The 13,509-nt window shown below is 48.9% G+C and carries 8 protein-coding genes; 4 read left to right on the top strand and 4 right to left on the bottom strand.

Annotation, left to right across the window (positions count from 1 at the left end; genetic code table 11):
• Nucleotides 1-55: 55 nt before the first annotated feature.
• The 4 genes from ACJJIQ_RS10805 to ACJJIQ_RS10820 all read right to left on the bottom strand — a co-directional run bounded on the left by ACJJIQ_RS10805 (nt 56) and on the right by ACJJIQ_RS10820 (nt 5,419).
• The gene (locus tag ACJJIQ_RS10805) at nt 56-1,081 is read right to left on the bottom strand and encodes an IS630 family transposase (protein ID WP_445362554.1); all 1,026 of its coding nucleotides are present in this window, start codon (nt 1,079-1,081) and stop codon (nt 56-58) included.
• Between the two features lie 236 nt (nt 1,082-1,317).
• Complete coding sequence (locus ACJJIQ_RS10810) at nt 1,318-3,324, bottom strand: alkyl/aryl-sulfatase (RefSeq protein ID WP_445364591.1); 2,007 nt, start codon at nt 3,322-3,324, stop codon at nt 1,318-1,320.
• Between the two features lie 176 nt (nt 3,325-3,500).
• A complete protein-coding gene (locus ACJJIQ_RS10815) occupies nt 3,501-4,655 on the bottom strand; it encodes an acyl-CoA dehydrogenase family protein (RefSeq protein WP_413665396.1) in 1,155 nt (384 codons plus the stop codon).
• 254 nt (nt 4,656-4,909) lie between these two features.
• On the bottom strand, nt 4,910-5,419 hold the full coding sequence (locus tag ACJJIQ_RS10820; RefSeq protein WP_108732847.1) for an Lrp/AsnC ligand binding domain-containing protein: 510 nt from the start codon (nt 5,417-5,419) through the stop codon (nt 4,910-4,912).
• Between the two features lie 141 nt (nt 5,420-5,560).
• Here ACJJIQ_RS10820 and putA point away from each other — a divergent pair, with 141 nt between their 5' ends.
• The 4 genes from putA (at nt 5,561) to ACJJIQ_RS10840 (ending at nt 13,350) form a co-directional block, all read left to right on the top strand.
• Nucleotides 5,561-8,707 carry a bifunctional proline dehydrogenase/L-glutamate gamma-semialdehyde dehydrogenase PutA gene (gene putA, locus ACJJIQ_RS10825; protein WP_445364592.1) on the top strand — a complete coding sequence of 1,049 codons (3,147 nt, stop codon included), beginning with the start codon at nt 5,561-5,563 and terminating at the stop codon, nt 8,705-8,707.
• 254 nt (nt 8,708-8,961) lie between these two features.
• Nucleotides 8,962-9,351 (top strand): hypothetical protein, encoded by a 390-nt coding sequence (locus ACJJIQ_RS10830; protein ID WP_445364593.1) that lies wholly within the window; start codon nt 8,962-8,964, stop codon nt 9,349-9,351.
• Nucleotides 9,352-9,828: 477 nt separating this feature from the next.
• Entirely contained in the window at nt 9,829-11,808 is a 1,980-nt protein-coding gene (locus ACJJIQ_RS10835; protein WP_445364594.1) for an alkyl/aryl-sulfatase, read from the top strand.
• Between the two features lie 858 nt (nt 11,809-12,666).
• Entirely contained in the window at nt 12,667-13,350 is a 684-nt protein-coding gene (locus ACJJIQ_RS10840; RefSeq protein WP_445364595.1) for a hypothetical protein, read from the top strand.
• Nucleotides 13,351-13,509: the final 159 nt, after the last annotated feature.

Genomic DNA, 13,509 nt, shown 5'->3' on the forward strand with positions numbered 1-13,509 from the left:
AATGAGAGAAACAGCACTGTATATTTTTTCTATTAGATATAGACGGACTTACTACCTAGGCAGCAGCAAAGAATACAGTCGACTCTTGAAAAAATGATTTCACAAGTTTTCTATTTTTCTTGATGCTCTGCAAATCTGCATTTGCACGACTCAGTAGTGTCTCACCTTTTTTCAGCGGCCTCTTTGAAGTCCCTATATTTCTCATATGATTCCAGACCAACTCATCTGGATTTAGGTTTGGTGCATATGGCGGTAAGAACACCATTTCAAGCTTTCCATCCTGTGAATCGACATACTCCAATACCTTTTTCGATTTGTGTACTGGGTGCCCATCAACAATGAGAATCACTGGTCTTTTCTGACTTCTCTGGAAATTTTTGAAGCATTCTACGCACTTTTCTGCCGTGAACTTTCCACTATAAATATGATACCAGAAGCCACCTCTATTCGATAAAGCTGAGATCGCATTGATTGACTGTCTTTGACCACTCGTTTTTACCACTGGAGTTTTTCCTTTTTCTCCCCATGTCCTTTGGAGTGGATCGTCTGATCTGATACTAGCCTCGTCCAGCCAAAATATTTCTGCACCAGTTTTTTTCGCATAAGATTTAATCTTTGGATAGACTTCCTTTACCCATTTATTCACCGCCTTCTCATCTCTCTCGTAAGCTCTTCGTAGAGGCTTTTGTGGCGTCAGGCCCAGTCGATGTAGAAGTGTGCCGACACTAGAAACGCTAAGTTCAATTTTGAATCTCTCAAAAATCAAATCCGATACGATCTGACGTGTCCACAATCCGAAATCAAAGCCATATTGCCTTGGATCGCCACCAATAATCCATCGTTTGACTTCCTCTTCTTCAATAGCTGACAGTTTTCTACCGCGTCCAGGTCTAATTTTTGGAGATAGCGCTTCAATACCTTTCTCCCGAGCAGTCCTTAACCATGGGAAAATAGTTCTGCTCCCCAGCCCTAAGCTACGACTAACCTCCGCCGCAGATTCTCCATCAAATACTCGCTGAACAGCAATTTTACGTATGAGGTGCTGCTCCTCAGTACTAAGTTTTCTGGCATCGTATTTCATGCAGTTTATATTACCAGGGTGTACTGATTATTTCTGCCCCGCTAGTAGGAGCCAACAGCTAAAAACACATCAAGTTTCATTAGAAACTACTTATTTGGCAACCACTCGCAGAGCTATAAATCAAAGAAGTTGAAACATGCACTAGAACCATCTAAGCGGACTCAAAAATACAGTTGAAAATACCGCCAACACAGGGGGGCACTTTACCTTTGCATTTAAGCTAAATAGCCCTGATTCTAGAAGTCTGATGTCGACATCTTATCCATCGGTTCAGGCGTAACCAGGTTCCACCAGAAATCAAACCGGTCCATTAAAGAAAGTAATGTCTTCAACTCTCCCGCATCGCCCTCAATTTTGATTTTCCCATCCTCCATCTTCTCCTGGATAGATGCACTCCCCAAGATGATGTCATTGAGATCTGAGCGGTTTATCTGCACGCTACTGCCGGGATTCTTAACAGGAGGCCCGTAGTTCAGTACCGCATTCTCAAGCACAAGCGCATACCTTTCGTTTACGTCCGGCATGCTGATATTGATGGAGAGATTCTTGCCAGTTGCCTTGGGGCCGTTGAGCCGAATTCCCAGGTAATCAAAAATCAAACCAGCCGGCATGCTGCGAATAGTGTCCGGGCTCGCAGTCAGAGGAACCGGGTATCGCTGGATGCCATCCCGCAATTCCCTGGCACCGCTTAAAAAAAAGTTGCGCCAGGTACCATTTTCCTGCTGATAGCCCAATTGCTCTAATGCATCTGCCAATAGGTCTCTTGCTGCACGATTATTAGGCTCTGCGGAAACCAATCTATCTAACACCTCCGCAACCCAGCGGTACTCTCCAGCCTCATAGTCTTTCTTTGCTTGCTTGATAATATTGGCGGCCCCGCCCATATACTCGACGTACTTTATTCCCGCGGCCGTCGGTGGCATTGGATACAGGCGAGCGGGATTGCCATCAAAAAACCCTAAATAATAATTCCATACCGCACGGGTATCGTGATTTACACTGCCGTAATAGCCGCGATTGGCCCAATATTGTGAGAGCTCTGGAGGCAACTCCATCAGCTCAGCCGTTTGAACCATGTTGTACCCGTGATTGGCTAATCGTAGGGTTTGATCGTTGAGATACTTGTATAGGTCTCGCTGCTTTTTCAGATGATTCACCACATTCTCTGGTCCCCAGGTTGGCCAGTGATGGGGTGCAAACAGAACTTCGGCTTTTCCACCCCAGCGCTGCACGGTTTCATTGAGGTAGCGAGACCAGTCACGAGCATTTCGGACCTTTGCTCCCCGCAAGGTGTAGAGGTTGTGCAGGGTGTGGGTTGCATTCTCAGCAGCGGTTACGGCTTTGAGTTGAGGAATATAGAAGTGCATTTCTGCCGGCGCTTCAGAGCCCGGAGCCAACAAAAATTCAAAGATAAGCCCATCCAGTTCCAAAGTTTGCCCGGTCTCAACAATGGAGTCTGTCGGTTCTATCAGTGTGATGGTGCCAGTGGAGGTTTCAAGACCGAGGCCAGACCCTAAGGTACCTTTGGGATCTTTAGGGATCAGGTTCCCGTACATAAAACTGGCACGACGCGCCATATGATTTCCTGCAAAGACATTTTCACTAACAGCTTCAATCAGGAAATCTTGCGGGGCTATTACCTTAACCTTGCCTGATTTTACATCTTCTTCATCGATAACACCGCGAACCCCCCCATAGTGGTCAACGTGACTGTGGGTGTAGATCACAGCAACGACAGGCTTATTTCCGCGATGCTGCCGATAGAGGTTCAACGCTGCTTCAGCCGTCTCGGCAGAAATCAGCGGGTCCATAACAATGACCCCGGTATCGCCCTCAATAAAAGTTATATTGGAGAGGTCCGCACTGCGAACCTGGTAGATTCGCGGTATCACCTCATAGAGACCGCCCTCCGAAATTAATTGCAGTTGCCTCCACAGACTGGGGTTGGCACTGTCAGGAGCCTCTTTATCGCGAGCAAATTGAAATTGCTCCAAGTTCCATACCGTATCGCCTTTGCTGTTTTTAATAACACCATTATTTGGTAGAGGAGCGATAAACCCCCGCTTTACATCCTCAAAGTCCTTCCGATTTGCAAAGGGGAGCTCTTTCAGTACAGCCTGGTTTGATTTCATTGTGACGACACTGGCGGGATTGGGTTCTTGCGCCATGACACTTACGATCGTTAGCGAACAGGCTAGGAATACTAGGAACAGCGAAAACAGCGGCAGCTTGTTAACGTTCATCAGTTGTTTCCTTTCCATGATTCGCAAAGTGATGCGGCAGAGTCCCTTGTAGAGGATAGGTAGGAAACTATTAAACGGGCGGGTATTTATGCCGGCATCAGGAGAATAACCGACAAATTTATGGGGAAAAGAACAAAAAAGCCGACGAAGAGCGCCGGCTTATGTGTCACTAAATATTATCTGACATCCAGCAAATGCCTGGCAATAATCAGGCGCTGGATCTCACTGGTACCTTCGTAGATTGTAGTGATTCTCACATCCCGACTCATACGTTCGAGTGGATATTCACGGGTATAGCCCACACCACCGTGCATTTGCAGAGCTAAATAACATGCCTCGTTAGCCTTCTCACTGGCGAACAGTTTGCCCATTGAAGCGGCAGGGCCAAACGGCATTCCGGCATCTTTCTGCCAAGCGGCTTGCAGCAATAGGAGTCGCGCACCTTCCATCTCAGTATATTTATCGGCAAGCTGCCATTGCAGTCCCTGGAATTCCGCCAGTTTTTTACCAAACTGCTCCCGCTCATGCAGATAGGCCCGGGCGCAATCCAGAGCTTCAAAGCCGATACCCAGCGCCAGGGAGCCAATACCGATTCGACCTCCTGCGAGTTCACCTGCAGCAATGCGAAAGCCGCGATTTTCTTCACCCAAAAGATGGGAGGCAGGAATACGACAATTGTCGAAAGAAACCTCATTGGTAACAGAGGCTTTCTGTCCCATTTTTTCTTCGGCCTTGCCAATCACCAGGCCAGGTGTGCCGGCTTCAACCAGGAAGCAGGAAATACCTTTGCCTTTAGGCGCGGAAGAATCTGTCACTGCCCAAACAACAAAAATACCGGCAAATTCGGCGCTACTAATAAAGAGCTTACTGCCATTAAGAACGTATTCATCACCCTGCTTTTCCGCGCGGGTGCGCATAGAGGCCGCATCCGAACCGGAACCGGGCTCGGTGAGACAGAAAGAACCCGCGGGGTATTCTCCACTACAGATTTTGGGGAGGTATTTTTGGCGCTGCTCTTCCGAACCTACCGCCTGAATAACCTCTGCCACCATATTGGTTACGGACGTGGTCGTTGCAACAGAGGCACAGCCCCGCGCCAGCTCGGCAATCGCCAGGGAGAATGCGACAGTACCAGCACCAGTACCGCCGTAATTGGGATCAATATTGATTCCCATAAAGCCCAGCTCTGCCAATTGCTTGAGCTTCTCCAACAAGAGCTCTCTATTACCGGTCTTGTCGAGTTCGGCAGCAATGGGTTTCAGTTCACTGTCAGCAAATTGCTTTGCCGCATCCTGAATCATCTGCTGTTCTTCGCTCAGTGAAAAATCCATACAGTACCTACTTATAGTTATTACGGACAAATCACACGGCACCCACCTTGGTACCGCATCGCTATGCCGAGCATAATAAAAACCGCGCCGACAATGGTTGCCAATTCCATCTGTTCAGCCATGAAATCAGCAATCAATCCCTATGATTGAGGCCTGAGGAGAGAATTCAGATTCCTACCCAGGTTCATAAAAAAGCCAACCAGCAAAATCGCTACAGTTCTCTCTCTCCGCACAGGATATTTGACTGCGCTCAATTAGCGCCGCGAACCTTTCACACTGGGTTCTGGGTCCGGTACCGCTACAGCGGTATCAGTCTTCACTTCCTCCATCACCACATAGGTGTGGGTTTCCCGTACTCCCGGTACGGATGCCAGCTTTTCACCGAGGAAGCGACGATAACCCAGCATATCCTTAATACGAATTTTCACCAGGTAGTCAAAACCACCGGCAACCATATGGCACTCCTGGACCTCCTCCAGTCCAGCCACATGCTCATTAAAGGCTTCCAATGCCTCAGTTGCTGTATTGTTCAGGGTCACCTGGATATAGACCACCAGGCCCGCATGAACTTTGAGCGGGTCGAGTAGCGCTACATAGTCGCGAATAAATCCTTCCCTTTCGAGCCGCTTGACTCGCTCTAGGCAAGGGGTGGGACTAAGGTTAACCCTGCGCGCCAATTCCACATTCGGCAAGCGGCCGTGACGTTGCAGAATTCGCAGTATTTGGCGATCAATACGATCAAGATCTTCCAACTGTCGAGACATTACAAAATACCCTACTGGTAATCACGCAATTAGGCGTGATATTTAACCACAACTCGCAACATTATGGCGATTAATTCTAACGATTTTCGCACATAATCCGGTTTTTTATTCTGACCCTAGATATAGAGCTTGGGAGACGATATGTCGACAAACTTCGCCGGAGACCTCCAGAATGCCCGGGACCGGGCACGCGAGTATTTGCACGCCGACGAAAACCTCTGCGTGAGCGAGCTGCTGGCTGCGCCACGCCCCAGCGACGAGATGCGCAAGAAAATTCTGAACACCTCGCGCGCACTGGTTCATCATTCGCGACAGCAGCGCAGTAAGCGCGGAACGCTGGACGCTTTCCTTCAGCAATTCGGCCTTTCCAATAAGGAAGGGGTTGCATTGATGTGTCTGGCGGAGTCCCTGCTCCGGGTACCAGACGCCGATACTGCCGACAAACTAATCGCCGAGAAAGTGCATTCCGGCAACTGGTCCAGCCATCGTGGCCAGTCCGACTCCCTGTTTGTGAACGCCTCAACCTGGGGCCTGATGCTCACCGGCAGCGTGGTGGAGCTGGACCCGGATATCACCGAGCGTCCCTCCCACTGGATGAAACGCCTGGTTAGCCGTATCGGCGAACCCATGGTGCGCACCTCAATGATGCAGGCCATGAAAATTATGGGTGGCCAGTACGTGCTCGGCCGCACCATCAAGGAAGCTTTGAAGCGCGGCCCCAAAGAAAACCTCCCGGGCACCCGCTTTTCCTTTGACATGCTGGGCGAAGGTGCCCGCACCATGGCCGACGCCCACCGCTACTTCGATGCCTATATGATGGCTATCGAAGAGATCGGCAAAGACAACACCCAGCAGGATGTGGTTGAAGCCAACGGTATTTCCATCAAGCTTTCCGCCCTGCACCCCCGCTACAGTGTGCTGCAGCGAGATCGCGTAATGGACGAATTGCTCCCCCAGGTGAAGCGTCTTTGTGTCGCTGCAGCCCAATACGATATGGGCCTTAATATCGATGCAGAAGAGGCAGACCGCCTGGATATCTCACTGGATATCTTCGAGGCGCTCGCCCGCGACCCCGAAATTAAAGACTGGCAAGGATTGGGCTTTGTACTCCAGGCCTACCAAAAGCGCGCACCCCATGTCGCCGACTGGCTGATTGCCCTGGGTCGCGATACCGGCCGCAAGCTGATGGTGCGCCTGGTAAAAGGTGCCTACTGGGATAGTGAAATCAAACACTCCCAGCAAATGGGCCTGCCGGACTACCCGGTGTACACGCGCAAATGCCACACCGATCTGTCATACCAGGTCTGCGCGAAAAAACTGTTGGAAGCTGGCGATGCCATCTATCCACAGTTTGCCACCCACAATGCCTACACTGTCGGGCTAATCCTGGAGCTGGCCAATGGCCGCACCGACTTCGAATTCCAGCGCCTGCACGGCATGGGCCACTTGCTGTACGCGCAAATTGAAGCGGTACACGGCAAGCGTGCTCCCGTGCGCGTCTATGCACCCGTAGGGGCACATCGTGACTTACTGCCCTACCTGGTTCGTCGCCTGCTGGAAAACGGAGCTAATAGCTCCTTTGTTAACCGCTTTATGGACGAGGCAACGCCGGTTGAAGCCCTGGTCCAGGACACCCTGGAACAAAGCGAAGCCTGCAACCCCTACCGTCACCCGCAAATTCCTGTCCCGGAGAATATTTATATGGGCGCAGAAGCCCTGCCACGGAAAAACTCACACGGCATCGAACTGACCGATCCACTCTCCGTTGATCCCCTGCTGAAAGAGCTTGAGCAGCAACGCGCAAAGCATTTCCTCGGTGGCCCTATCGTCAACGGCACCATGGGTGAAGCGGAAGAACCGGTTTACAACCCGGCAACCGGCGAAAAAATTGGCCACACCGCGAATACTGATAAGCACCTGATTGAGCAGGCCTATGCCTCTGCCACTGAAGCGCAGATCGACTGGGATCGCCAGGGTGGAAAACACCGCGCGGATATTCTCGACAGAATTGCTGATCTCTACGAAGATAAAGCCAATGAACTGGCTGCAATTATTTGTATTGAAGCGGGCCGCACCCTAAATGACGGCATTAGTGAAGTGCGCGAAGCTATCGACTTCTGCCGCTACTACGCCAACGGCGCACGCCAGCATTTCAGTGAACCCACCGAACTGCCCGGCCCTACCGGTGAACAAAATCAGCTGTATTTGAGTGGTCGTGGCACCTTCGTGTGCATCAGCCCTTGGAACTTCCCCCTGGCAATCTTTACCGGCCAGGTAGTTGCCGCACTCGCTGCCGGTAATGCCGTACTGGCTAAACCCGCAGAGCAAACCCCCATCATCGCTGCACACGCCGTGCGCTTGATGCTCGATGCCGGCGTGCCGCCAAAAGTACTGCACTTGATCACAGGTACCGGTGCCGCAGTGGGCAAACTGCTAATCGAAGATCCCCGCCTGGGCGGTGTAGCCTTCACAGGCTCCACCGAAACTGCACGCCTGATCAACCAGCAGCTGGCAGCGAAAGAAGGCCCGATTGTACCGCTGATCGCCGAAACCGGCGGCCAGAATGTCATGGTCGTAGACTCCACTGCCCTGCCCGAGCAGGTGGTAGACGATGTAATTCAGTCTGCCTTCCTCAGTGCCGGTCAGCGCTGTTCCGCTCTGCGTATCCTGTGTGTACAGGATGTCATCGCCGATAACCTGCTGAATATGCTGAAAGGCGCGTGTGAAGAACTGACCCTCGGCGATCCCGGTAAACTGGATACCGATATCGGTCCGGTTATCGACGAAAAAGCCCTCGGCATGCTGGAATCCCATCGCGAGCGCATGGCGAAAGAAGCCAAGCCACTATTTGCTTTTGAGGAAGCGAAGAAGCCCAGCGAAGGCACCTTCTTCGGCCCGCAGGTAGTAGAGATTGAAGACTTCTCTGTGCTCAAGCGCGAGACTTTCGGACCCTTCCTTCATGTAGTTCGCTTCAAGGCAGACGAGCTGGAAGACCTAATCCGCCGCATTAATGCCACCGGCTACGGCCTCACCTTCGGACTGCACTCCCGCATAGAAGGCCGCGCCCACGCGGTATTCAAGCGTATCAACGTCGGCAACTGCTATGTAAACCGCGATATGGTTGGTGCAGTAGTAGGTGTTAACCCCTTCGGCGGCCACGGCCTATCCGGCACCGGCCCCAAAGCCGGCGGCCCGCACTACCTGTTCCGTTTCGCCAGCGAAAAAACCAAAACTATTAACACTGTTGCCACTGGCGGTAACACTGCACTGTTTACATTGGGGCAATAAGCTCCCATAAAACAATGAGAGAGCGGGCTTTTAGCCCGCTTTTTTGTGGAAAATCATTTCGCTAACCACCCACAAAGTACCAACTCCAAGCTTCCCTTCCCCGTAAATTTTTCAGCCCCTGTAAATTAATCGGATGAATCAAAGCAATTACTTCAATTTCAACCGCAGCCTTTTGCAGCAACAAGCCATGTATTTTCTTTAACAGCCCCACATAAGGTATAGTTGGCCAACCTTATAAAAATTGAATGGATTCAATGAAAAATACAATAGCTGGAATAATAATAGGCTTAGTCGCCGGATACTTAGGCCCATTAATTACAGAATATTCTGCAGCCATCGCTATACCCGAAGCTTTCAAAGCATTCCTTTCAGACGAAGGGGCTGTCCTTTGGGAAATTTTTGTTGTCCATTTACTAGGATATGGACTAATTGTTTTCACACTCATTTTATTAGCATCTAGGCTGATAAAACTGCATCCATGGGCAACTGCAGCAATTGCCATTATTGCCTGCGAAGCCACTCTGTATTTTTTCCACACCAGTGAATACACACTTTACCTGCCTCATATCGTAGCTCTGGCATTTTGCGCATTCTTAAGCGCAACGCTCTCTAGAAAGAGCGTAAATTTATCACCTGCCGCTTAATTACCTCTCGAGTTAAGATTAATAGAAGTTAAAGAATTTTTGATCGGCGACCTGTTCAAACTCCAGCTAGATGGTGTCTTATTTTTAAAATAGAATTTGATAAATAAGACACCCTATGAAACCTTCCTAAACCTGTTAAATATAAAATCCCTAAGGGCATATAAAAACAGACCAGATTAAACTATCAGCTACGACAATCCAGCGTCTTCGATTCAGGAACCACAAACTCTTCACACATCACAATGCCGACAATCGTGACTGTATTGGTAGAAAATACAAAGCCCAATGACAAAACTGGTTAACCAGTGGGTAACATGAAACTGTTTCCCTTGCAGAAAGACTTTTACGCCGCCAAAGGAACAGTTCTTGTCTTGACGCGCCACCGCAGGTGGGAGAAGCTAAGGCCACTCTGGGCAATAAAAACCCTGTCCCAGTATAAAAATGAAGTTTCATGTACACCGATTTTGGGGAGTCTCAATGCGCTCGCTGATACTGATGTGGTTGCTGTCCTTCTTTTTGATTGCCTGTGGTAGTGAACCGAAAACTCACACAGAAAATTTAAATACCGAGATCAAACCCGCCTCCAAGGCAACTATTTCCCACAATAGATCCCTGGCAAAACAACTCCCCTTCGGCGATGAAACTGATTTTCTGCTGGCTAAACGAGGCTTTATTGAATCTATTCCCGGCGCCCAAGTGAAAAATACCGAAGGTCGGGAAGTCTATGGCCTATCCCAGATGCAATTTTTACAAGGCACCCCTCCTGATACCGTCAACCCCAGCCTTTGGCGTCAGGCCCAGCTCAACGTCCTGAATAACGGCCTGTTCAAAGTGGTAGATGGTATCTATCAGGTGCGCTCGCTGGATCTGGCCAATATGACTCTGGTGCAGGGTGAAAACGGCTGGATTGTTATCGACCCTCTCACTTCTGCGGAGACTGCAGCCGCAGCACTTGCACTGGCCAACAAGGCACTAGGAGAGCAACCGGTAAGTGCCGTTATTTTTACCCATAGCCACGCAGACCATTTCGCCGGTATAACTGGAGTTCTGACTAAAGAACAGCTCGCGAGCGGTTCTATCGACATTATTGCACCAGAGGGTTTTGCTAAGGAGGCGATTAGCGAGAATGTGCGCACCGGGAATGTGATGCAGCGCCGTGCGTTATACCAATTTGGAAATTTGCTGCCCTCCAGTCCGGAGGGTTTTGTCTCATCCGGCTTAGGCAACCGGGTATCAGATGGTGAGCACGGAATAGCTACACCAACAATAGAGATTACTGAAACCGGTGCAGAGATGACAGTTGATGGAGTGGACATCGTCTTCATTAACACACCCGGGGCCGAAGCACCCGCAGAGATTGTGTTTTTCTTCCCTCAATTTAACGCACTCTGCATGAGTGAGATCGCCAACCATACACTGCATAATATTTACACTCTGCGTGGTGCGAAAACCCGCGATGCCAAGGCCTGGAGTCGCTATATTGAGTACGCCATGGAGAAATTTGGCGATAAGACCGAGGTGGTTTTCAGCAGCCACCACTGGCCCACCTGGGGCAAAGATGAAGCTATGGATTACCTGGCTAAGCAGAGGGATCTTTATAAATATATCCACGACCAAACACTGCGCCTAGCTAACCACGGTTACGATATGGTCGAAGTTGCAGAGCGCCTTGAGCTCCCCGAGAACCTTTCTCAGGCTTGGGCCAATCGAGGATATTACGGAACTGTCAATGTTGGAGCCAAGGCAGTTTACAATCGCTATTTGGGTTATTTTGATGGCAACCCAGCAAACCTCCACCCTATTCCTCAGGAAGAAGCTGCAGAGCACTACATCGACTACATGGGGGGGGGAGAAGCCATTATGGCTCGGGCCCGACAGGATTTTGCCCTGGGCAATTATCGCTGGGTAGCCATGGTGCTAAAGCACTTGGTTTTCGCTGAACCTGAGAACGAGCAAGCCCGTTACCTATTGGCTGACAGCCTAGAGCAACTCGGCTATCAGTCAGAATCTGGTATCTGGCGCAACTTTTATCTCTCCGGAGCCAAGGAATTGCGTCATGGTATCGAATACCGTGAAGAAATACTGCCCGATGAAGAAATAGTAGCGCGAGTCCCTCTCCAGCTGCTTTTCGACGCGATGGCGGTGCGCCTTAACGGTGAGAAAGCGGCAGATGCAGATATCCGCTTAAATATCGATATGACTGACACTGGAGAAAAGTACTTAGTCGTAGTGCAAAATGGGGTACTGCACGGCTACCCCGGCCGACACAGTAGCGAGCCCTCTGCCAGCCTCGCTCTGAACAGTACCGACTTACGTATGATGTTTAGCGGGTTAGTAGGCGCCCCTACTCTAATCAAAGATGGTCGACTCAAGGTAAGCGGAAATCCTTTGGCCCTAATAAAATTCGGGCGGTTATTTGATAAATTTGATCGTAATTTTAGCCTTGTAACGCCTTAAAAATTGAAACGATCAGCCCGTAAAGTTCTAACGAATGACAACTATTAATACGTCTCTTAACTACAGGTATCTGTTTTGCTTGATCAAACTCAAAAAAATACAAGCGATCCATGGAAAATTCTTGGTGGATAAATAATAATCCAGGAACTCAAGCAATCTGACTCATACTAGCCGAAACAATACAGGGCCCTTTGGGCTCTGTGTTTTTATAAAACAGAATACTTCCCACCCCAGAAAGCTATACCACCGATTGATCAAATACACCCCCCCCAAAAGCATGTAAACTTATCCACCAAACTAACCACAGACTCGCCGACTTCTAAGTTCCACCAGGATTCAACAACTACTCAACTAAGCTACTCCAGTGAAGTCCCCATAAAAATCATAACACGCTGGATATAAAGGCTTACAAAAGCACAATTAAAACACAGCACCAAAAGATTACAGGAGAATTCTTAGCCGGATAAATTTACAAAAGTTATTAAAAACAGCCTCTAAAGCGATTAAGGCAAGCTTGAGACAATAAGGTTACCTTCTGCAGCACCTTACTCAGACCTCAAAGGTAAACCCACCTTAAACAATTAACAAAATCTACAACTGCAGAATCACTACTTAAGCTAACAATATATCAAATTCAACTTAAGAGCTCTCAATTTACTCACAACAGAAATAAACAATACTTATAATTTAAACCCTTCACTGTTTATTGTCACAAAAGACCAAATGACAAACACATAATAGTTACTCTATCCGCCAATGACGGAAATTACAAAACCTTACAACAGCTTGATTGGCCCACATAAAATAATTACTGTCCCCACCGCATTATTAAATCATATTGGACAATGGAAATGGACAATGGAAGACATAATGGAACTTACGGCAGCAACAACGATTGCTGCAACAGATACGACAGCCAGGGACTTTAAGTCTTATCGATCATTTCGCGCTAAAATCCTTGCAGCAACACGGATTGAAGATAGTCTCGCGGTAGATTCAAAATACTACGATGAGTTACTAACTTCCTCCGGGACATTAGACGTCTGGTCGTTGTATATGCTTCAATCACTTGAGTGCATGATTGAAGCGTCTCAGACTGCACTTGAATCTCTTGATCAACTCAAGGAGAGTCTTTCAGAAATTCTAAGGCTTGATGCGGATTCTCTTTTGATAAAGATACGCGCCAATACAGAGGTCGATGAAACATTGGCGACAGCTCTTAAAGAGGGATTAAATAAGTATGGCACTACGGAGAAATGGCTCTTAACTCTTCGACAAGCACTTGTAAGCAGAATAGAAATTAGTGAAGAAGGAAAGCGCCTAGTTGAGGCTATTCAGGAAGGTCGACCACCGGAAAGACCACAGCTGTTTCCCGTCTTAACCTACCTTCACGACGACTCTCTTGCTTTAATTTTTTGTTTGCTTGGCGGCCTCACAATGAAGGCAATCTGCGTTGTTACTCTACTAATTGCCCTCGCACCGCACAGCCCTAGCGAACCACCGCCGCCCCCTCCACCACCACCGCCACCCCCTGAGGACTAGCATAATTAACAATTCTAATAATACATCGAGTTCATTGTGGTATGCAGTTAAGAATTAGAGTACAACTTAATTGCATGAGTTATCGCTAGTGGCAAGGGCGGCAGAGATAAAGCACTGAGCGCCCTTGTCAGTTTCCATCTATATTTCTATGATTCTATT

Source organism: Microbulbifer maximicatervae (SeqCode), from assembly GCF_052468295.1.

Coding starts and splice junctions, on each gene's coding strand:
- ACJJIQ_RS10805 (WP_445362554.1), bottom strand. CDS start 1,081: ATGAAATACGATGCCAGAAAACTTAGTACTGAGGAGCAGCACCTCATA.
- ACJJIQ_RS10810 (WP_445364591.1), bottom strand. CDS start 3,324: ATGAACGTTAACAAGCTGCCGCTGTTTTCGCTGTTCCTAGTATTCCTA.
- ACJJIQ_RS10815 (WP_413665396.1), bottom strand. CDS start 4,655: ATGGATTTTTCACTGAGCGAAGAACAGCAGATGATTCAGGATGCGGCA.
- ACJJIQ_RS10820 (WP_108732847.1), bottom strand. CDS start 5,419: ATGTCTCGACAGTTGGAAGATCTTGATCGTATTGATCGCCAAATACTG.
- putA (WP_445364592.1), top strand. CDS start 5,561: ATGTCGACAAACTTCGCCGGAGACCTCCAGAATGCCCGGGACCGGGCA.
- ACJJIQ_RS10830 (WP_445364593.1), top strand. CDS start 8,962: ATGAAAAATACAATAGCTGGAATAATAATAGGCTTAGTCGCCGGATAC.
- ACJJIQ_RS10835 (WP_445364594.1), top strand. CDS start 9,829: ATGCGCTCGCTGATACTGATGTGGTTGCTGTCCTTCTTTTTGATTGCC.
- ACJJIQ_RS10840 (WP_445364595.1), top strand. CDS start 12,667: ATGGAAGACATAATGGAACTTACGGCAGCAACAACGATTGCTGCAACA.